Genomic DNA, 20,257 nt, shown 5'->3' on the forward strand with positions numbered 1-20,257 from the left:
GCTACAACTCTTCTTTGTTTTGTGCTTTTCTGATTTTTTTGAAAAGATTGGACGAATACACAAAGTCGGTAATGGCTTCGTTATCGGTTTTGAAAATGTCTTTCTTAGTTCCTTCCCAAGCTAAAATCCCCTGTTTTAAGAATATAATTTTCTCACCAATTTCCATAACTGAGTTCATGTCGTGGGTGTTGATTACTGTTGTAATGTTATATTCTACCGTAATTTCATGAATCAAATTATCAATGATAATTGAGGTTTTAGGATCCAAACCCGAGTTGGGTTCGTCACAAAAAAGATATTTCGGATTGTTGACAATAGCACGGGCAATGGCCACACGTTTTTGCATTCCACCGGATAACTCTGACGGCTTTTTATGATGGGCACTTTTTAAATCTACTCGGTCAACAACAAAATCAACACGCTCTTTAATTTCAGCAGCTGTTTTGGTGGTAAACATCTTCAATGGAAACCCTACATTTTCTTCAACCGTCATACTGTCAAATAATGCACTGCCTTGGAATACCATCCCGATTTCGGTTCGCAGAGCTCTTTTTTCGTCATCGGTTAAATTGGAATAAATCCTGCCGTCAAAGGAAATGGTTCCTTTTTCGGGGGTATGAATTCCGAGTAAACTTTTGAGCAAAACGGTTTTCCCTGAGCCACTTTGACCAATGATTAAATTGGTTTTCCCCGTTTCAAAAATGGTAGAAACTCCCTTTAAGACTTTAGAGTCTCCGAATGATTTTTCAACGTTTTTTACTTCTATCATTAGGTCAAAAGTAATTGAGTTAATATATAATTGGCCAAAATAATCGTTACCGCTGTCCACACAAAGGATACCGTACTGGCTTTACCCACTTCGAGTGCGCCACCTTTCATATAATAGCCATGAAAAGACGGAATGGTAGCCAAAATTAAAGCAAAAACAAAAGTTTTAATAAAGGCATAGGCAATATGAAACGGAATAAATTCCTGTTGGATTCCGGTTATGAAATCATTGCTTGATGCAAATCCGCCATAAACAGCAGCAATCCAACCGCCTAAAATGCCCAGAAACATACTAATTCCAATCACAAAAGGATAGAGCAGGAGCGCTGTTATTTTTGGAAAAACCAAATAATTTAAAGAGTTCACTCCCATCACTTCCAAAGCATCAATTTGTTCGGTAACGCGCATCGTTCCTATACTTGAAGTAATGAAGGAACCCATTTTACCGGCCATGATTATCGAGATGAATGTTGGGGCAAATTCCAGAATTACCGATTGTCTTGTGGCAAAACCGATAAGGTATTTTGGGATTAAAGGATTGGTCAAATTTAAGGCCGTTTGAATGGCAACAACGCCTCCAACGAAGAAGGAAATGAAACATACAATTCCGAGGGAGTCTATAATTAAATCATCAATTTCTTTGAAGATTAACTGTCTCATCACCGACCATTTGGTAGGTTTGTTGAAGACTTCTTTCCACATCAAGAAATATTTTCCTATTTGAGATAAATAGCGAACTAACATCATAGCATTTAAATATTGTCAAAAATAGTTATAAGTTATGAGTTATAAGTTTTTGGTCAGAATAATTTCGCTTTCATTTTTTGCAAACGATAAGCGCGAATAAATTTGGCTTGTTCCTCTGTAACTAAAAGAGGTTTTTTGGCTGATTTGGCTTGCCAAAATCCTTTGATGTAATCAATGAAAAGCAGCGGCTTACCTTTTCGCAGCGCTAGTTTTACGGATGCTATTGTGGTTATGAAAAACCCGTAACCCAAACTGTAAAAGGCTTCGCCTTGTTTGTAACGGCTGGCTTTGTTGTAATTGGCCCCGGTTGGTTTTAAATGTTTTACGTGTAAACTTTCATCGGTTACTACTTTCCAGTTGTAAAATTTGCAAAGCAGTTCGTCAACGGTGTCCCAACCCATAGCTGGTTTTAAACCACCAATTTGTTCGAAAGTGGCTTTTCGGTACGCTTTAAAAGCACCTCGAATATGATCTTTATCGGTGAGGTTTTCCAAAATCCAGTCGCCATTTTTTTCGATGTAGGCAAAACCACCCACCATTCCGATAGTATCATCTGATCTGAAATGTTGGATAATGGTTTCAAAATAATTCGAAGGAAAAATCAAATCGGCATCGGCTTTCACAATAAAATCATAGTGATTATCTAAAGTTTCCAATCCTTTTTCAAAAGCCTGAATCACTTTGCTGCCTGGGAGATGAATTGCGTCTGAAGTTTTATTGACTAAGCTAATAAACGGGTATTCTTTGGCAAAAGCCAATACAATTTCAGCAGTAGTATCGGTTGAATTATCATCCACTACCACCACTTTATTTGGCAAAATTGTCTGTTCAATTATAGATTGCAGTGTTAATCCGATGAATTGCGCTTCGTTGTGAGCGGGAATGACAATGTAGTAGTTCATGTGCAGCTTAGCTTAACGCCGTAAAAATAGAAATTTGAAAGCATAAAAAAAGGATTCCTCAAGAGAAATCCTTTTTTCAACTAATTTTATAAACAAACAAACAATCTAATCCACGTTGGCTAATTCTGTAGTTTTCTTTTTAGTGAAAGCTTCAATGTTATCATACACTACAGGAATTACTTCTTTACCGGTTTTGTCGATGAAACCTAGTTTTTCTTTTCGGTCTTTTACCAAAGCCCAGTTTTTTCTAACATCGTCAAATTTAGAGACTTCCACATATTTTACAGGAACAACAACATTTCCTTCTTTGTCGATAAATCCTTTCAGACCTTGGCTTTCAACCAGTGCCCATTCTTTGGTGTACTCTCCGAAAGAACCGATTTTATCATAAATGGGAGGGACAATCTCTTTTCCTGCTTCATTCATGAAACCATACTTTCCGTCTTTTACAACCAATGCCCATCCGGCATTATAATTGTCATAGTTTTCAACCGTTTGGTACTTTGGTTCTACTATGATTTTACCATTCTTGTCAACAAAGCCGAACAAGTTATTAAGTTCTACTTTGGCCCAATTTGGATGCATTTTGTCAAACTCTTCAATGGAGGTATATTTTGGCGGAACAATTTCAATTCCTGACTCATTTATAATCCCGAATTTTTCATCAGATTTAACAATAAACATTTTTTGAGCGAATGAGCAAGTTAATGCTAAAGACATCGAAAGCGTAAATAATTTCTTCATAATTTTTGATTTAAGGGTTATGTTTTATTTCGAGTCAAACATAGGGGGTTTACCGATTAAATGACAAATAAAATCGATGAAATGCATGTTTTTTATAAAAAAGTAAGTTTTTATTATAATAATACTTACAATTGTTTGTTTTTTAATTTTAAGAATTGGATGAATTAATTCGTTTTGAATTGTTCGGTAGAAAAATGAAATTTCTGCTCCAAATCCTACTGTATGAAGAAGATAATTTACTGTTTTAAAATTTACATTTTTGATAATCAATAAGTTAATAAAAAAATAGGAAAAAGAAGCATAAAAAAAATCATCCCGTAGGATGATTTTGGATAAAAACTGAAAAAATGGATATTATTTTATCTTTTCAGCATATATCATATAATATCTCGGAGTAAAGTATCTTAAGAAGGGTCTAAATCCAAATTTTTTAACCGGATGGGTAAACTTTTCACGGTCAATAATCTTCCAACCGGCTTTTTCTAAAAGCCAATCGAGCTGCCAATCTTCAAACTCATGATAATGTCTGTCCCACATATCGGTCTTGCTTCTATAAGCTGGTGAGAACCATAAACGCAACGGTATAGAAATTAAAATTTTATCCGCTTTTACATTCTGTATTATAGTATAAGGATTCAACAGGTGCTCAAAAATCTCAAAAGCAGTAACTACACTATAGCTTTCTGACTGTAGGTTTGACTGATCATTGTCCAAATCCTCGCCTTTGGTGTTTTTTACAGTATAACCGTTTTCTTCCATAATCTTTGAAAATGGATTCGGGACACCCAAATCTAAAATGGTTTCAGAAGTGGTGATGTGTTTTTGCAAAAAAGCTAACGTTAAATTGAAGCGTTTGCTGGGGTAGGTCTTCTCGTACATGAATTGAAATTACAAATTATAAAGCCGCGAAGTTACAAACTTTATTACATTCTGTAAACAATTGCATTCACGTTCATGCCGGCACCAACCGAAGCAAAAAGAATTACATCGCCTTTATGTAAACTTTGATTTTCTATTTTACCTTTCACTAAGGAATCATATAAGGTAGGCACTGTAGCCACACTGGAATTTCCAAGTTTATGAATACTCATTGGCATAATGCCTTCGGGTGGTGTTTCCTGATAGAGTTTGTAAAAACGTTGAATGATGGCTTCGTCCATTTTTTCATTAGCCTGATGAATCAGAATTTTTTTCACTTCCTTAATGCCAATGCCACTCTTGTCTAAACATTCTTTCATCGCTTTAGGAACTTGACTTAAAGCAAATTCATAAATTTTCCTTCCGTGCATTTTAATATAACGCACATCAGGATCGTGGGCTTTGTTAAATGAATTTCCAAAAAATAAATAGTAAGCCTCGTCATAAGTGAATGTAGCCGTTTCATGGGCCAGTATTCCGCCGGCTTCCTCAGTGGCTTCTATAATAGTGGCACCAGCACCATCAGAGTAAATCATACTGTCTCTGTCGTGCAAATCAACCACGCGGGAAAGGGTTTCAGCTCCAATTACCAAACATTTTTTGGCCATTCCGGCTTTGATAAAAGCTTGTGCCTGAATCACACCTTCCACCCAACCCGGACAACCAAACAGCATATCGTAACAAACACATTTTGGGTTTTTGATGCGTAAATCAAACTTTACTCTAGTAGCTAAGCTTGGCAGTAAATCGGTTTGAATGGCTCCTTTTTTTACGTTTCCGAAATTGTGCGCAAAAATGATGTAATCTAATGTTTCCGGATCAATCTTAGAGTTTTCAATAGCTCGTTGGGCAGCTATCGTAGCAATGTCCGAAGTTTGTAAATCATCCGATACGTAGCGGCGTTCTTCTATTCCGGTTATGTCAAAAAATTTCTCGGTGATGACTTCGTTAGGTAAGGGAAAAGGAGTACCGTCATCATTAAGGAAAACGTGTTTTATAAAATCTTTATTGGATACTATTTCAGTGGGAATGTAACTTCCGGAACCAGTTATTTTTATATTCATTATTTTAAATATTTCATTGCGAAATTATTAATAAAAATATTTAGGAGTTGTAAAATTGATAATTAATTCAAAACTATTGTGAATAATTTAAAAAACATCCTGTATTATTATAGAACTACTAATTATTTGTCTTTTTGCTGAGCAATTTTAATCTGTATAATAGTAGCAATGCTGAGTGCCTGTGTTTTAATTTGCTCTGCTTTTTCGCCTTTGAAATTTTCATCAACGGCAGCATAAAAATGATGCAGCCAAATTTTAAAAAGTTCGGGCGACAAGTATTCTTTAGCATTCACATCCAAATGAATTTGCGTCAAATTATGTGTATAGCCACCAGTTCCCAAAATAGCCTGCGACCAAAACGTAACCAATATAGGCAAATGCTCTTCCAGTTTTATTTTGACTACATCGGTAAAAATATAGCTAATGGAATCATCGGTAAGCAATTTTTTGTAGAACTCATCCACCAGTGAATACAAATCGCCTTGGGTTTGAATGTCATTCATTATTTAATCTCTACTATTAAACAAAAATAAAGCTTTGGGTTTTTAAAATTCCTGATTAAAATCAGCTTTTAAAAGAAAAGGTTCCAAGAATACCTTGAAACCTTTACTTCGTACTTCTAACTTCGTATTTTGTACTTTGAATTACATGTAAGCCTCAATTGGCGCACACGAACAAACTAAATTTCTGTCGCCATAAGCATCATCTACACGACGCACACTTGGCCAGAATTTGTTTTCATGAATATATTCTAACGGATACGCCGCTTGCTCACGGGTGTATGGGAAAACCCAAGTGTCAGCCGTTAGCATAGCCATAGTATGCGGTGCATTTTTCAAAACGTTATTGGCATCGTCAGCCGAAGCGGCATCAATTTCTTTTCTAATGGAAATCATCGCATCACAAAAACGGTCTAACTCAGCTAAATCTTCTGATTCGGTTGGTTCTATCATTAAAGTTCCGGCTACCGGGAAAGAAACCGTTGGTGCATGAAAACCATAATCCATTAATCGCTTGGCAATATCAGTAACTTCGATACCGTTTTGTTTGAAAGAACGACAATCCAAAATCATTTCGTGTGCTGCTCTTCCGCATTCTCCTGTGTATAAAATTGGATAATGATCTTCCAGTCTTGTTTTCATATAATTGGCATTCAAAATGGCGTGTTGGGTTGAGCTTTTCAAACCTTCGGCGCCAAGCATGGTGATATAACCATACGAAATCAAACATACCAAAGCCGAGCCATAAGGAGCAGAAGAAATAGCGGTAATCGCTTGGTTTCCACCTACCGGAATAACTGGGTTGGTTGGTAAGAATGGCACTAGTTTCTCATTCACGCAAATTGGCCCCACACCAGGACCACCGCCACCGTGAGGAATAGCGAAAGTTTTGTGTAAGTTCAAGTGACAAACATCAGCACCAATCGTTGCCGGATTAGTTAAACCAACCTGCGCATTCATATTGGCACCATCCATATAGACTAAACCGCCGTTGTCGTGAATGATTTTGGTGATTTCACAAATAGCACTTTCAAAAACACCATGAGTTGATGGATACGTCACCATTAAACACGAAAGATTATCCTTGTGTTCAATAGCTCTAGCTCTCAAATCTTCTACATCAATATTTCCGTTCTCCATTGTTTTGGTCACAATGATTTCCATTCCAGCCATCGCTGCTGAAGCCGGATTGGTTCCGTGAGCAGAGGATGGAATCAGACACACATTTCTGTGATGGTCGCCACGTGATAAATGGTAAGCACGAATCGCCATTAAACCGGCATATTCGCCTTGTGCGCCAGAGTTGGGTTGCAATGTGGTTCCAGCAAAACCGGTAACCACGTTTAATTGTTGCTCTAATTTTTTAAGCATGGTGATGTAGCCTTCGGCTTGTTCAATAGGAGCAAAGGGGTGAATGCTGTTCCAATTTGCCATCGATAAGGGTAGCATTTCGGCAGCCGCGTTGAGTTTCATCGTACAAGAACCCAACGAAATCATTGAGTGGTTTAACGATAAATCTTTACGCTCTAATTTTTTGATATAACGCATCAACTGTGATTCAGAATGATGGTTGTTGAATACTTCATGTTGCAAGAAGGATGAGGTTCTTTCCAATGAAGCAGGGATGTTGTCATTTGAATTTAGTTCCGAAACTTTGAAACTTTCTTTACCACTAGCTTCCGCAAAAATGGCAATGATTTGGTTCAAATCGTTCAACGAAGTAGTTTCGTTTACCGAAATCGAAATCGTTTCCGCATCGGCATAAAAGAAGTTCACTTCGTGTTTTTCGGCAATCGCTTTTACTTTGTTCGAATCCGCTTTTACTGAAATTGTATCGAAGAAAGCTGAATTGGTTTGGTAAACACCTAATTTATTTAAAGCATCTGCCAAAGTCACTGCCGAGGCATGCACTTTATTAGCAATGTATCGCAAACCTTTTGGCCCGTGATATACAGTGTACATACCGGCCATAACGGCTAGTAAAACCTGAGCCGTACAAATATTGGAAGTGGCTTTCTCCCGTTTGATGTGTTGCTCACGAGTTCCTAAAGCCATTCTCAAGGCACGGTTTCCGTTGGCGTCGATAGTTACACCAATAATTCTTCCCGGCATCGAACGTTTGTACTCTTCTTTGGTAGCAAAAAAAGCGGCATGAGGCCCACCATATCCCATTGGGATTCCGAAACGCTGCGTGGTTCCTACGACTACATCGGCGCCCATTTCTCCGGGAGAGGTTAATTTTACTAATGATAAAATATCAGCCGCTACAGCTACTTTGATTTCGTTGGCTTTGGCTTTGGCAATAAATCCGGCGTAGTCATGTATTTGACCAAATTTACCTGGATATTGTAAAATAGCGCCAAAAAAATCAGCGGAAAAATCAAAAGTTTCGTGATTTCCAACAACTAATTCGATTCCTTTTGGCGTTGAACGTGTTTGTAAAACGGATAACGTTTGTGGTAATATTTCTTCGGAAACGAAGAATTTATTGGTGTTATTTTTCTTTTGGTCACGCGTACGAACGTCAAATAATAATGCCATCGCTTCGGCTGCCGCTGTGCCTTCATCCAACAAGGAAGCATTGGCAATTTCCATTCCGGTCAACTCGATAACTGTGGTTTGAAAATTCAAAATCGCTTCTAATCTTCCTTGGGCAATCTCGGCCTGATAAGGTGTATAAGCAGTATACCAACCGGGATTTTCAAAAACATTTCTTTGAATCACCGGCGGAACTATGGTTGGGTGATAGCCCAAACCAATATAGGATTTAAATACTTTATTCTTTTTGCCCAGTTCCTGAATGTGTAATAAATATTCATATTCAGTCATCGCGGGATCCAATTGCAAATCGTTTTTCAGGCGAATATCATCGGGGATGGTTTCGTAAATTAGTTGATCAAAAGTCTCTACTCCGATGGTTTTGAACATGTGGTTTAGGTCGCTCTCACGTGGACCTATGTGGCGTAATGCAAATGCGTCTGTTCTCATTAAAATGTAAGTTCTAAGTGTGTTTAGTTGTGCTGTTTTTTAACGCCAACAAAAGTAATTATTAATGTTCTAATTTTGTGCTAAACAAAGTCTAATATTTTGACAAATTTTCAACCAAAAAGACTTCTTATCAACAGTTTGATTACTTTTATAAAATGCGATGGCTAAAGCAACTTCTCGACTTTTACATTAACAGCAGCATTCATGTAGCACTGTCAGTATTTGCATTCGTGCAGATGACTGGTTTTTTGTTTCGTATTGAAGAGGTGGGAGTCAGTGCTTATTTTGCTTTTTTCGGAACAATAGTCGGGTATAATTTTGTCAAATATGATGCTTTGGCTCGGACTCAAAAACTGCAAATGAGAACCGAATTAAAAGCTATTGCAACTTTGAGTTTTCTTTCTTTTTTGGCGGCCGGATTTTACTTTTTGCAATTGGCACAAAATACCAAAATCATTGCTTTTGCTTTTCTGATACTGACGATGTTGTACACGTTGCCCTTTTTTCCTAACCGGAAAAATGCCCGAAATTGGGCAGGCGTGAAGATTTATATAGTGGCTTTGTGCTGGGTGGGCGTGACTCTTTTTCTGCCTCTAATTAATGCCGGAATCCCATTGTCGATTGATATTTTTGTAGTTGCTGTTCAGCGTTTTATTTTAATTTTTGTACTGATACTGATTTTTGAAATTATTGATTTGCAGCTTGATGATCCCAATTTAAAAACCGTTCCGCAGCAAATAGGAGTGGAGCGCACCAAAATAGTCGGCAGTGTTTTATTGTTGCTTTTTATTCTTTTAGGATTTTTTCAAACCGATTTTAGTTTTACGGCTTTGTTTTTAAGATTGGGTGTGGCCTTTACTATTTTGCTTTTTTTACTTTTTGCTCATGAGAAGAAATCAAAATATTACAGTTCTTTTTGGGTAGAAAGCATTCCGATTTTGTGGTGGTTGTCGCTCCTTTGGTTTTTGAATCCAAGCTAGTTTTGGTTCCTAAAAAGCTATTGGAAGAATGAACTTTTAGGGTGAATTATGGTTTTTTTTCGTTTTCTCAGGTTCAAGTTTTAGGGCATATTCAAAAAAATTAACACTTTTAACATGGATTGCTTAACTATTTTATCATTAAAATTTAAAAATTAAGACACATAAAGTTAAAGAATTTTTAATGATTTCCATTAGGATTTTTAAAAGCTACATTTCGCCTTATTAACCTAAATCTATTTATGGAATGAAAAAATCTACTTTTTCACTGTATTTTCGATTGCCCAAAATTCTCGCATCGAAATACAATTTTTGCTTTTTTGTCCTGACACTTTTACTAGGACAACAAACTATGGCACAAACAACCCTTATCAATCCTGCTGCTGAGGGAGGATTTGAAAGCGGTTCTACTTTTGCTGCTAATGGATGGACCACTGTAAATGCCGCAACTAACACTTGGAATGTGGGAACAGCACCCGGTTGGTTTACCGGTACGGGAGGCGCTTATGTTTCCAATGACACTGGTACTAGTTGGGCGTATACCAATTCATCCGCTAACCGTTCTTCTTTTTACAGAGATGTTACTTTTCCGGCTGGGGCAGTGTCTGCCACATTAAGTTTTGATTGGAGAGCCAATGGGAATGATGGAAATTATGATAATCTGTTAGTTTATGTGATGGATACTTCCATTACGCCTACTACAGCGGGACCTACAAGCACCAACACGACTACAACGGGTTGGACCGGTTATACGAATGGTACCACCGGTTACTTTTTGTTACAACGCAATGGTACTACAGCACCAACCACTACGACAAATGTTACTTATACTTTGTCGGCAGCGCAATTGACTTATGTTTTGGGAACTACCAAACGTTTGGTTTTTGTTTGGAAAAATGATGGTTCAGGCGGAGCGAATCCTCCGGCTTCTATAGATAACATTGCATTACAAGTTTATACTTGTGGTGCTCCAACGAGTTTGGTGACTTCTACTTTTACTGCTACTACAGCAACAATAGGTTGGACAGCCCCTACAGCGGCTCCTTCCAGCGGTTATGATTATGAAGTAAGAACCAGCGGTGCGGTTGGCAGTGGTGCTACCGGACTGGTAACCAGTGGTACAACAGCAGCGGTTACCTTAGGGTTGACCAGTTTGACTGCTAATACTGCTTATACTTATTATGTAAGATCTAATTGTGGTTCAGGAGATTTTAGCGCTTGGAGTTCCGGTACTTTCTTTACCGGGTATTGTATTCCTTCTTCAACGGCGAACACCTCTTATATCAATAGTTTCTCCACTACCGGAGGAACCACCAATATTTCAAATTTAATTTCAGGGTATACCGGAACCGGGTATCAGGATAATTATGCTACCGCTTCGGTGAGCCAATATGCTACCGGAATCATCAATTTTTCTTCTGTTATTGTGGGAGGAACTGTGGGTACCAGTATTTGGGTAGATTGGAATAACGATTTAGTTTTTGATAATACTACCGAAAGAGTTTTTGTTACGACTGCTTATGGTAATAATCAAACCGGAAGTTTTACAGTGCCAAGCGGAACTGCCATTGGTGATTACAGAATGCGGGTAAGAATTGATTTCAATGCCATAGCACCGGATGCTTGTTCAACTGCCAATACAAGAACAGAAGCAGAAGACTATAAAGTAAGCGTTATTGCGCCACCAGCGTGTTTACCACCATCGGGATTAACCTCTGCAGCGACTACTGCTTATACAGCAACGGTAAACTGGACTGCTTCTACAACCGCGCCAAGTGGCGGATATGAGTATTATTATTCCACTTCCGCTGTTGAGCCTACTGCAGGAACTACTGTTTCAGGAACTGTAGGAGCTGGTGTATTGACTGCCTCTATTTCAGGGTTGAGTGCTACCACTACTTATTACGTTTGGGTACGAAGTGCTTGTGGTTCGGGAAGTACTAGTATTTGGTCGACATCATCTACTACTTTTACTACGCCTTGTGACCCACCGGTTATCAATGGTACTACTCCGGGTTCTGTTTGCGGACAAGGAACCGTTAGTTTGGGTGCTACGGCTACAGCAGGTACTTTGAAATGGTATGCTGCTGCTACAGGAGGAAATGCTCTGGCAACGGGAACAAGTTATACTACACCAAGTATTTCGGCTACCACGTCTTACTGGGTTGAAGCTAGCCTTAATGGTACTACTCAATCTTCAGGAAAATCGGCTCCACCAGCCTCGGCTACCGGTACCACTTTAACAAACTGGGGTGTTGTTTTTAATACTACAGAACCTTTAAACTTGCAAAGCGTTTCTTTATATTCAACGACTGCCGGGACAGTAGATATTAAAATCACGAATGCAGCATTAACTGAAATCTATTCTACCGGAAATGTAGCTATTGCAGCCGGAGGCACTACTACCCCGAATATTATTCCGCTTAACTTTACGTTACCAGCCGGAACAGGTTATAGAATTTTGGTGAAAGCCTATACGGGTGTTACTTTAATTCGCGATTCCACTACCTTGACTTTCCCTTATAACGGAACGGATGGTAAACTTAACGTAACGTCTTCTGAATGGGGTGGAACTACTACCGGTACCTATTATTACTTTTATGATTTAAAATACAACAGTAGTTGTGTTTCACCAAGAACAGAAGTTGTTGCTACGGTAACTACGCCACCGACTTTAACGACGACTACTCCAGTGGCGGTTTGCAGCGGACAATCAACTGCAGCTGTGACTATTACAGCCGGAACAGCTGACTATGATACTTATGTATGGTCACCGGCAACAGACGTAACCGGTAATGCAGCAGCGGGTTGGATATTTAATCCAAGTGTTACTACCAACTATGTTTTAACAGCTTCTCAATCGGCAGGCAATTGTACCACTACTGTTCCTGTGACAGTAACGGTAAATCCAAATCCGACTGTACTGGTATCACCAACTTCGGCTACCATTTGTCAAGGAAGTTCTGCTACACTGACAGCCTTAACTACTGTACCGGGGACTGTTTCTGTTGGAACAGGAACAACATTAACTAGTGCTACGACACAACCAACTGCTTTTTGTAATCGTTGGGCTCAATATTGGAATCAAACTATATTTACTGCGACTGAGCTTCAGGCTATGGGATTAAAACCAGGGAATATAACTTCTATTGCTTATGATATTACTACTTTAGGCTCAGGCACTAATGTTACTAATTTTTCTATAAGAATCGGAACAACTACCAATGATGTTTTAACCTCATTTATTACTACCGGTTTAACTACCGTATATGGTCCTGCAACCTACACTCACGCTATAGGAGTGAATACAATTACTTTTGCAACACCTTATGTTTGGGACGGTGTTTCTAACATTGTTGTTGATATCAGACAAAATGGTGTAGATAGTACTAATAATGCTATTACTTACTATACTGCTACTACAAATACTATGACGATATCGGCTACTACCAGTACTACGTTTGCGACTAATCCTATTCAAAACCTTGTAACGGCTGGAACAGTAACACCAGCTACTTCTTTACAGCGTTTGAATGTTGTTCTTGGAGGGCCATTGGGGTCAACAGGAACGGTAAACTGGTTATGGAATCCGGACGCATTGACTAGTAATGAAATTACCGTATCACCAGCATCCAGTACCATCTATACTGTTAGAGGGACCAATGCAACTACAGGTTGCTATGCTGAGGGTACAGTTGGGATTACTGTTACTTCCACACCGGCTCCAACAGGCAATTCTACGCAAACGGTTTCTGTAGCCAATACTGCCGACGCTACTGTAGCTAATTTAACAGCCACCGGAACTGCCGTAGTTTGGTATGCTTCTGAAGCTGATGCATTAGCGGATGTAAATCCATTGGCGTCCAGTACTCAGTTAGTTACGGGTGCTACTTACTATGCTGTACAAACAGTTGATGGTTGTAGAAGTGTTACTACTTTGGCCGTGACAGTTACAGTTGCGCTAGGGAATGCTTCTTTTGATTTGAGTGGATTGAAATACTATCCTAATCCGGTTACCAATATTTTAAATATTGAATATGTAGGCACTATTTCGGCTGTTGAGGTGTACAACACTTTAGGCCAAAAAGTTGCTTCCAAAAAAGTAAACGGAATTACCGCCGCTCTTGATATGTCTACCTTGACTAGCGGTACTTACTTTGTTAAAGTTGAAACAGCAAATGCTTCAAAAACAATCAAAGTCATTAAACAATAAGCATAAATTATTTATATAGAAAAGCCACCGTAAGGTGGCTTTTTTGTTTTAAAACGAATGGGTTTGCCTATTTTTTTTCTGCTAAATTTTTAAGGAAAGTATTTCGCTGCTTAAGAAAGGAAGTCAGATAGTTTTTCAGAAGTAATCGATTAAAAAGTTTTCCCAAAATGCCATAAGGGGTTTCATATTCCAAATGGTCAATCATGACGGTTGTATCGTTTTTGGCAACAAAAGTATGCTCGTGCCGGAACGATTTGAAATGACCTTTAATCATCTCATCCACAAAATAATTGGGAATCTCCATTTCGGTGATTTTGCTTTGATGTTTCAGATAAAAACCAAAATGTTTTCCGCGCCAGGTAACTGTTTCTCCTAGTTCAATCAAACCCGAAGTTCTGCCGGCTATGGCTTTTTCATTGGATTGAAAAGTAGAGAGTTGATGCACATCGATGTTGCGGCTTACGTCAAAAACGGTTTGTATTGGTGCGTGTATTTTGGTGATGAGACGGATGGTGGTCATGGATTTATTTAGAGTTTTTTGAAATTTAATTTAAATAAAAGCCCGGCTAATATTGAGGCAATACAATAAGATATGGTACCATTAAAACTCATGCTGCCTCCGATTAACCAAAATGAAATTATAACTCCTGAAACTGCAAATAAAATTAAAATCACTTTGGCATAGTTAGGGTTGCTATTTTTTTTGGCTAAGAAGAGATATAAAAAACCATATAAAATGTAAGTTGGGCTTGAACAAAATAAACTAACCATAATGAATACTGGATAGGCTTCTAAATAACCTAAAACCAGATGGGAATTGACCGAAGAGTAATATTCGGTTACTTGACCAATTATAGGTCCAAGTAATAATGTACCAAACCAATGTTTAAATAAATAGGACCAATTCATTTTTGCTGTTTTATAGTTTATAATGTCCAATTATATTATGAAGGAAAAGCAATGTATTCACTAAGGCAAAAAGCACAAACAATGCATTCATACCATAACTCCCAATTTTGAAAAGCCTGCGTTGTGGAATTTGATACATTGGATAATAAGCAATTTGTGTGGCTACTTTTCCAACCCAATAGGCGGCTATTAATCCGGTCAAAGCAACGGCCAATGCTGATTGTTCTTTCAGTTCATTGGTAAACAAAATGGCAATCAAACCAAACGAAAAGTTCAATCCTTGTATGTACCGCCCATAGGTTTTGCAGATTTCCTGATTCAGCGGTTTGAGTTGTTTCACATCATTATACCAATCAAAAACATGATGACGGATATAAGGATAAATCAATGCTGTAAAAATTTGACCAACACCACTAAAGATGATGAGCCAGTTGGGGATAGTGGTGTTCATAATTTTCTTTTTTGATTATAAATGATAAAAGTTAGGAAGAAAACTAAAAAGATAGGTAGTAAAAAAAGCCAATCCATGCTATGACCATCCCAAAGTAAAAAGAAAAGAATAACCAAACCAAAGTAGCAATAGATTAATTTGTTTTTTGGAAACAGTATGACAAATAATAAGGCAGCAGTAACTTGCAGTATGCCAGTGATGGCCAATCCGTAAGCGCCTAACAACAGGAATAGCAATGCAATAATATTTATGATTTCGGTTATTTTAAAAAAAGTTTTCATGATATTTATTATTTTAAACTTTCAGAAAAAAATGAAAGTTAGAATTAAAAAAAAAGGTTATTTCATAAATTTAATTAAAATCTGTGCCAGCCAATTGTCTTTGTATTCGGTTATTTTGTCCAAAACATTATCAGCTTTCAGTACAAAATCATACAATTTTGAGGTTTGCTCCACAAAATGTCTTTCCTCAGCGGTAGCACTCGCATCAATCGAAGACACTTCTTTCAATACTTTCAAAGCCGGTTTGATTTCGCGTTTGCTGCGTTCTTTCGAGATTTTCACTGCTAATTCGTCCAAGTCTTTTTCGGCAGTAAAATACTCCCTGCGTTCCCCGGTTTTGTATTCCTTGTACACGATGCCCCAATCCATTAGCGCTCTCAAATTCATACTGGCATTCCCGCGTGAAATTTGCAATTCGTCCATAATGTCTTCCATCGAAACGGCTTCGTTAGACACCATCAACAAGGCATGAATCTGTGCCATCGTTTTGTTGATGCCCCACTGTGAGCCCAAGGCTCCCCAGGTTTGAACGAATTTATTTTTAGCTTCTTTGAATTCCATGACTCAAAGGTAACTAAAAGTTTTTAAACTTTCAAAAAAAAATGAAAGATATTTATAGTTAATTTGGGCGTTCCCCTGAAACAAGTTCAGGGTCGGGCTTTCCGCGCTACATGGTAGCTCGCTGCAATCCCTAACGCGATTTGATTTTCATAAAAAAAACCGAAGTGTTACCTCCGGTTCTTAAATCATATAGTATGCTTTGTACTTTGTAAATCGTACTTCATACTTTAAATCAATCCGGCTCGCTTCAATAACGCTTCAGGTTTTGGTTCCTGTCCGCGGAAACGTTTGTACAATTCCATCGGCAATTCAGTTCCGCCTTTGGAAAGTACGTTGTCTTTGAATTTGGTGGCGACTTCTTTATTAAAAATGCCTTTTTCCTGAAAATACGCAAAAGCATCCGCATCCAAAACTTCCGCCCATTTATAACTATAATACCCCGATGAATACCCGCCTTGAAAAATGTGCGAAAACGAAGTGCTCATGCAATTCTCAGCCACATCAGGGTACAGGGTAGTGTTGCTCATGGCTGCTTTTTCAAAGGTTTTTACATTTTCTATCTTATGCGGTTTGGCATGATACGCTATATCTAAAAGTCCAAAACTTAATTGACGCAATGTTGCCATGCCTTCTAAGAAACTCGCACTTTCCTTAATTTTTTCCACATATTGCTGCGGAATGATTTCTCCTGTTTGATAATGTTTGGCAAACAAAGCCAAAGCTTCCGGCTCGTAACACCAGTTTTCCATCACTTGACTTGGTAATTCCACAAAGTCCCAAAACACCGAAGTTCCCGATAAACTTGGATAAGTCGTATTGGCTAACATACCGTGCAAGGCGTGTCCAAATTCATGAAACAAAGTGGTCACTTCGTTAAAAGTCAACAACGATGGTTTGGTTTCGGTTGGTGGCGTAAAGTTGCAAACGATAGACACATGCGGTCTTTCGTTGATGTCATTTTTAATAAATTGTGGCTTGAACGAGGTCATCCAGGCGCCGTTGCGTTTTCCTTTTCTCGGGAAAAAGTCGGAGTAGAAGATGGCTACCAGTTTTTCTTCGAAGTCTAATACTTCAAAAGTCTGTACATCGTCATGGTATTTGTCGATATCAAAAACTTCTTTGAACTTGATACCAAATAATTTTTCAGCTACAGTGAAAGCGCCGTTCAGTACGTTTTCTAATTTGAAATACGGTTTCAGAATCTCGTCATCCAAGCTGAATAACTTCTGTTTCAGTTTTTCTGAATAATAAGCGCTGTCCCATTTTTCCAGACTTTCCAATCCGTCCAATTCTTTAGCGAAAGCGGTTAATTCGGCAAATTCTTTTTGAGCTGCCGGTTTGGCTTTCTCCAGTAAATCATTTAAAAACGATTGTACTTTTTCCGGAGTTTGTGCCATGCGTTCTTCCAAAACAAAATGCGAATGCGAGTTGTAGCCTAATAACTTGGCTCTTTCGTGACGCAATTTCACTATGTTTTTTACATTTTCCTGATTGTCGAAATCATTTTCCTGAAAGGCTTTTTTCCCCGCAGCAATCGCCATTTCTTTACGCAGTTCACGATTGTCAACATAAGTTACAAAAGGCAAATAGCTTGGAAAATCCAGTGTAAACATCCAACCGTCTAAATCATCGGATTTGGCTAATGAGCGAGCCATTTCTTTAGCGCCATCGGGCAATCCTTGTAAATCAGCTTCGTTGGAAATATGCAGCTTGTAACTGTTGGTTTCGGCCAAAACATTTTCCCCGTAAGTCAATTTTAATTTGGCTAAATCAGTATCTATTTCGCGCAAACGGGTTTTTTTATCTTCGGAAAGCAGCGCTCCGTTTCGGGTAAAACTTTTGTATTTTTTATCCAATAACGTGGCTTGTTCCGGAGTTAACGTTAGGTTGTCTTTTTGGTCGTGAACAGCTTTTACCCGTTTGAATAAATCTTCGTTCAAAGCAATATCGTTCCCAAAAGCAGTCAGTAAAGGCGATACTTCCTGAGCAATTTTTTGCAGTTCATCACAAGTTTCCGCCGAATTCAGATTGAAGAAAATAGACGACAATCTATCCAAAGCTTCTCCCGAAAAGTCTAAAGCTTCAATGGTATTGGCAAAAGTCGGCTCTTCCGGATTGTTAGTAATCGCGTCAATTTCGGCCCGGGCTTTGGCAATATTTTCTGCAAAAGCGGGTTGGTAATTCTCTATTTTAATTTGGCTAAATGGTGCCGTATTGTGTTTGGTAGTAAAGGTTTCTGTTAAGATTTTCATAGTTTATTTCTTCATTTCGTCCGATGATTTATTCACCGCGTCTTTGAGACTTTCTTTGTATAATATAATTTTATCAAGTACCATTTTGTCATGGCTCCCGATGATTTGTGCTGCCAGAATTCCGGCATTTTTGGCTCCGTTTAAAGCTACCGTTGCCACAGGAACACCACCTGGCATTTGCAAAATAGACAGAACAGAATCCCAGCCGTCAATGGAATTGCTCGATTTAACGGGAACACCGATTACAGGAAGTGGCGACATTGATGCGACCATGCCCGGCAAATGGGCAGCACCGCCTGCACCGGCAATGATAACCGAAATACCGCGATGGTGCGCATTTTTACTGAATTCAAATAATTTTTCGGGAGTTCGGTGTGCCGAAACAATATCGACTTCCGTTTCGATGTCAAAACTCTTTAAGATGTCGATGGCTTCCTGCATGATTGGCAAGTCGCTTTGGCTTCCCATGATGATGGCTACTTTGCTCATTATTGTTGTTGGTTTGTTGTTTGTGGTTTTTTTTTTATTGCCAAAAGAATGAATGTAATTATCCAGATAATTAAAAAATCAGCCACCATTCCTCTTTTAAATCCATGATGGAAATCATTGTCATGTAGTAAAAATTGATGGTAATAGGTAAAAGGAAAACCCATACTGAAATTTGGAAAGGTATTATTTAATTTACTGCTTAGCATAGATGCCATTAATGAGACATATGAAATCACACAAAAGACAATGACAGCATAAAAACTAATCTTAAAAAATGGCTTTAGTATTTTCAAATTTCAAAGGGTTACATTTTCAAATTACTAATCACTCTAATAGTATTCTTTACTTCTTCGGCTATCTTTCTGGCTTCTGCCATATCTTCATTGACAATCGTTACGTGTCCCATTTTGCGGAATGGTCTTGTTTCTTTTTTGCCGTAAATGTGTGGCGTAACACCATCTATTGCCATGATTTTTTCGATGTTTTCATAAATCACCGGTCCCGAAAAACCTTCTGCTCCGACCAAATTTACCATAATTCCGGCAACTTTGCTAGCGGTATTGCCCAAAGGCAAATTCAAGATGGCTCGCAAATGGTTTTCAAATTGCGAAGTATAACTGGCTTCAATGCTGTAATGTCCTGAGTTGTGAGGGCGCGGTGCGACTTCATTGACCAAAATCCCTTCATCATGCGTCTGGAACATTTCAACCGCCAGCAATCCAACATGGTTGTAGGCCTGGGAAACCTGAAGCGCAATTTTATTCGCTTTTTTGGCAATATTATAGTCAATTCGAGCCGGGCAAATTACATATTCTACCTGATTGGCTTCGGGATGGAATTCCATTTCAACAACCGGATAGGTTTTTACATCCCCGGAAACGGAACGGGCAACAATCACGGCCAGTTCATTTTTAAATGGTACCATTTGCTCCGCGATGCATTCTACATTGGGTAAATTTTCTATATCCGAAATGGAACGTACCACTTTTACACCATTACCATCATAACCAAACTGAGCGCATTTCCATACAAAAGGCAAGGCTATCATGCCGTTTTCAATTTCCGTTCTTAAATCCGATAAGGAAGTAAATCGTTTATAGGCGGCTGTTGGAATTTGATTTTCGACATAAAAATCTTTTTGTACGCCTTTGTTTTGAATCAATCGCAATGTTTTTGGCGATGGAAAAACGGCTAAGCCTTCCGCTTCCAATTGGTCCAAAGCATCCAAATTCACATTTTCAATTTCAATAGTCAACAGATTCACTTTTTTCCCGAAATCATAAACCGTATCAAAATCCATCAAATCACCAATAAAAAATTTTGTGGCTCCGTATTGGCAAGGCGCATCCATGCTGGGATCAAAAACATAGGTTTGAATGTCGAACTTTCGGGTTTCGGCCAAGAGCATTTTGCCCAATTGCCCGCCACCGAGAATTCCCAGTTTAAAATCAGAAGAGAAATAATTCATTCGTTGTAGTTGTTGTAGTTGTTGG

Annotated in this window: 19 protein-coding genes; 2 read left to right on the forward strand and 17 right to left on the reverse strand. The window is 38.5% G+C overall.

Going from position 1 to position 20,257, the window contains the following annotated elements:
• Nucleotide 1 precedes the first annotated feature (1 nt).
• From V7D82_RS04280 to gcvP, 8 genes are all read right to left on the reverse strand, one after another.
• Entirely contained in the window at nucleotides 2-769 is a 768-nt protein-coding gene (locus V7D82_RS04280) for an ABC transporter ATP-binding protein (protein WP_333599737.1), read from the reverse strand.
• Nucleotides 769-1,515, reverse strand: coding sequence for an MlaE family ABC transporter permease (locus tag V7D82_RS04285; protein ID WP_333599738.1), 747 nt, complete (start codon nucleotides 1,513-1,515; stop codon nucleotides 769-771). Before V7D82_RS04285 ends, V7D82_RS04280 begins: the two co-directional genes overlap by 1 nt.
• A gap of 53 nt (nucleotides 1,516-1,568) precedes the next feature.
• On the reverse strand, nucleotides 1,569-2,417 hold the full coding sequence (locus V7D82_RS04290) for a glycosyltransferase (protein ID WP_333599739.1): 849 nt from the start codon (nucleotides 2,415-2,417) through the stop codon (nucleotides 1,569-1,571).
• Nucleotides 2,418-2,522: 105 nt separating this feature from the next.
• On the reverse strand, nucleotides 2,523-3,161 hold the full coding sequence (locus V7D82_RS04295; protein ID WP_333599740.1) for a WG repeat-containing protein: 639 nt from the start codon (nucleotides 3,159-3,161) through the stop codon (nucleotides 2,523-2,525).
• 354 nt (nucleotides 3,162-3,515) lie between these two features.
• Nucleotides 3,516-4,040 (reverse strand): methyltransferase, encoded by a 525-nt coding sequence (locus V7D82_RS04300; RefSeq protein ID WP_333599741.1) that lies wholly within the window; start codon nucleotides 4,038-4,040, stop codon nucleotides 3,516-3,518.
• A 44-nt stretch (nucleotides 4,041-4,084) separates the two neighbouring features.
• Nucleotides 4,085-5,143 carry a 3-oxoacyl-ACP synthase III family protein gene (locus V7D82_RS04305; RefSeq protein ID WP_333599742.1) on the reverse strand — a complete coding sequence of 353 codons (1,059 nt, stop codon included), beginning with the start codon at nucleotides 5,141-5,143 and terminating at the stop codon, nucleotides 4,085-4,087.
• Nucleotides 5,144-5,265: 122 nt separating this feature from the next.
• A complete protein-coding gene (locus V7D82_RS04310; RefSeq protein ID WP_333599743.1) occupies nucleotides 5,266-5,646 on the reverse strand; it encodes a group III truncated hemoglobin in 381 nt (126 codons plus the stop codon).
• Nucleotides 5,647-5,787: 141 nt separating this feature from the next.
• On the reverse strand, nucleotides 5,788-8,631 hold the full coding sequence (gene gcvP, locus V7D82_RS04315; RefSeq protein WP_333599744.1) for an aminomethyl-transferring glycine dehydrogenase: 2,844 nt from the start codon (nucleotides 8,629-8,631) through the stop codon (nucleotides 5,788-5,790).
• A 155-nt stretch (nucleotides 8,632-8,786) separates the two neighbouring features.
• On the opposite strand from gcvP, the gene V7D82_RS04320 reads away from it, so the two are divergent.
• Both V7D82_RS04320 and V7D82_RS04325 read left to right on the forward strand, forming a co-directional pair.
• Nucleotides 8,787-9,611, forward strand: coding sequence for a hypothetical protein (locus V7D82_RS04320; RefSeq protein WP_333599745.1), 825 nt, complete (start codon nucleotides 8,787-8,789; stop codon nucleotides 9,609-9,611).
• Between the two features lie 349 nt (nucleotides 9,612-9,960).
• Entirely contained in the window at nucleotides 9,961-13,821 is a 3,861-nt protein-coding gene (locus tag V7D82_RS04325; RefSeq protein WP_333599746.1) for a GEVED domain-containing protein, read from the forward strand.
• A 67-nt stretch (nucleotides 13,822-13,888) separates the two neighbouring features.
• Here the strand turns inward: V7D82_RS04325 and V7D82_RS04330 are convergent, their stop codons facing one another.
• The 9 genes from V7D82_RS04330 to V7D82_RS04370 form a co-directional block, all read right to left on the reverse strand.
• Nucleotides 13,889-14,341: an SRPBCC family protein gene (locus V7D82_RS04330; RefSeq protein ID WP_333599747.1), complete on the reverse strand. Its 453-nt coding sequence runs from the start codon at nucleotides 14,339-14,341 to the stop codon at nucleotides 13,889-13,891.
• An 8-nt stretch (nucleotides 14,342-14,349) separates the two neighbouring features.
• Nucleotides 14,350-14,730, reverse strand: a complete 381-nt coding sequence (locus V7D82_RS04335) for a hypothetical protein (protein WP_333599748.1) — start codon at nucleotides 14,728-14,730, stop codon at nucleotides 14,350-14,352.
• A 10-nt stretch (nucleotides 14,731-14,740) separates the two neighbouring features.
• Complete coding sequence (locus V7D82_RS04340) at nucleotides 14,741-15,181, reverse strand: hypothetical protein (protein ID WP_333599749.1); 441 nt, start codon at nucleotides 15,179-15,181, stop codon at nucleotides 14,741-14,743.
• The gene (locus tag V7D82_RS04345) at nucleotides 15,178-15,462 is read right to left on the reverse strand and encodes a hypothetical protein (protein WP_333599750.1); all 285 of its coding nucleotides are present in this window, start codon (nucleotides 15,460-15,462) and stop codon (nucleotides 15,178-15,180) included. The genes V7D82_RS04340 and V7D82_RS04345 overlap by 4 nt, the downstream gene beginning before the upstream one ends.
• 57 nt (nucleotides 15,463-15,519) lie before the next feature.
• Nucleotides 15,520-16,023 (reverse strand): GbsR/MarR family transcriptional regulator, encoded by a 504-nt coding sequence (locus V7D82_RS04350; RefSeq protein ID WP_333599751.1) that lies wholly within the window; start codon nucleotides 16,021-16,023, stop codon nucleotides 15,520-15,522.
• Nucleotides 16,024-16,250: 227 nt separating this feature from the next.
• Nucleotides 16,251-18,275, reverse strand: a complete 2,025-nt coding sequence (locus V7D82_RS04355) for a M3 family metallopeptidase (protein ID WP_333599752.1) — start codon at nucleotides 18,273-18,275, stop codon at nucleotides 16,251-16,253.
• 3 nt (nucleotides 18,276-18,278) lie between these two features.
• The gene (gene purE, locus V7D82_RS04360) at nucleotides 18,279-18,764 is read right to left on the reverse strand and encodes a 5-(carboxyamino)imidazole ribonucleotide mutase (RefSeq protein ID WP_333599753.1); all 486 of its coding nucleotides are present in this window, start codon (nucleotides 18,762-18,764) and stop codon (nucleotides 18,279-18,281) included.
• Nucleotides 18,764-19,057: a hypothetical protein gene (locus V7D82_RS04365; protein ID WP_333599754.1), complete on the reverse strand. Its 294-nt coding sequence runs from the start codon at nucleotides 19,055-19,057 to the stop codon at nucleotides 18,764-18,766. Before V7D82_RS04365 ends, purE begins: the two co-directional genes overlap by 1 nt.
• A gap of 11 nt (nucleotides 19,058-19,068) precedes the next feature.
• Nucleotides 19,069-20,232 carry a 5-(carboxyamino)imidazole ribonucleotide synthase gene (locus V7D82_RS04370; protein ID WP_333599755.1) on the reverse strand — a complete coding sequence of 388 codons (1,164 nt, stop codon included), beginning with the start codon at nucleotides 20,230-20,232 and terminating at the stop codon, nucleotides 19,069-19,071.
• Between the last annotated feature and the right edge of the window lie 25 nt (nucleotides 20,233-20,257).

Origin of the sequence: Flavobacterium sp. (assembly GCF_036741995.1) — a bacterium.
Taxonomy (GTDB): domain Bacteria; phylum Bacteroidota; class Bacteroidia; order Flavobacteriales; family Flavobacteriaceae; genus Flavobacterium.

Coding starts and splice junctions, on each gene's coding strand:
- V7D82_RS04280 (WP_333599737.1), bottom strand. CDS start 769: ATGATAGAAGTAAAAAACGTTGAAAAATCATTCGGAGACTCTAAAGTC.
- V7D82_RS04285 (WP_333599738.1), bottom strand. CDS start 1,515: ATGATGTTAGTTCGCTATTTATCTCAAATAGGAAAATATTTCTTGATG.
- V7D82_RS04290 (WP_333599739.1), bottom strand. CDS start 2,417: ATGAACTACTACATTGTCATTCCCGCTCACAACGAAGCGCAATTCATC.
- V7D82_RS04295 (WP_333599740.1), bottom strand. CDS start 3,161: ATGAAGAAATTATTTACGCTTTCGATGTCTTTAGCATTAACTTGCTCA.
- V7D82_RS04300 (WP_333599741.1), bottom strand. CDS start 4,040: ATGTACGAGAAGACCTACCCCAGCAAACGCTTCAATTTAACGTTAGCT.
- V7D82_RS04305 (WP_333599742.1), bottom strand. CDS start 5,143: ATGAATATAAAAATAACTGGTTCCGGAAGTTACATTCCCACTGAAATA.
- V7D82_RS04310 (WP_333599743.1), bottom strand. CDS start 5,646: ATGAATGACATTCAAACCCAAGGCGATTTGTATTCACTGGTGGATGAG.
- gcvP (WP_333599744.1), bottom strand. CDS start 8,631: ATGAGAACAGACGCATTTGCATTACGCCACATAGGTCCACGTGAGAGC.
- V7D82_RS04320 (WP_333599745.1), top strand. CDS start 8,787: ATGCGATGGCTAAAGCAACTTCTCGACTTTTACATTAACAGCAGCATT.
- V7D82_RS04325 (WP_333599746.1), top strand. CDS start 9,961: ATGGCACAAACAACCCTTATCAATCCTGCTGCTGAGGGAGGATTTGAA.
- V7D82_RS04330 (WP_333599747.1), bottom strand. CDS start 14,341: ATGACCACCATCCGTCTCATCACCAAAATACACGCACCAATACAAACC.
- V7D82_RS04335 (WP_333599748.1), bottom strand. CDS start 14,730: ATGAATTGGTCCTATTTATTTAAACATTGGTTTGGTACATTATTACTT.
- V7D82_RS04340 (WP_333599749.1), bottom strand. CDS start 15,181: ATGAACACCACTATCCCCAACTGGCTCATCATCTTTAGTGGTGTTGGT.
- V7D82_RS04345 (WP_333599750.1), bottom strand. CDS start 15,462: ATGAAAACTTTTTTTAAAATAACCGAAATCATAAATATTATTGCATTG.
- V7D82_RS04350 (WP_333599751.1), bottom strand. CDS start 16,023: ATGGAATTCAAAGAAGCTAAAAATAAATTCGTTCAAACCTGGGGAGCC.
- V7D82_RS04355 (WP_333599752.1), bottom strand. CDS start 18,275: ATGAAAATCTTAACAGAAACCTTTACTACCAAACACAATACGGCACCA.
- purE (WP_333599753.1), bottom strand. CDS start 18,764: ATGAGCAAAGTAGCCATCATCATGGGAAGCCAAAGCGACTTGCCAATC.
- V7D82_RS04370 (WP_333599755.1), bottom strand. CDS start 20,232: ATGAATTATTTCTCTTCTGATTTTAAACTGGGAATTCTCGGTGGCGGG.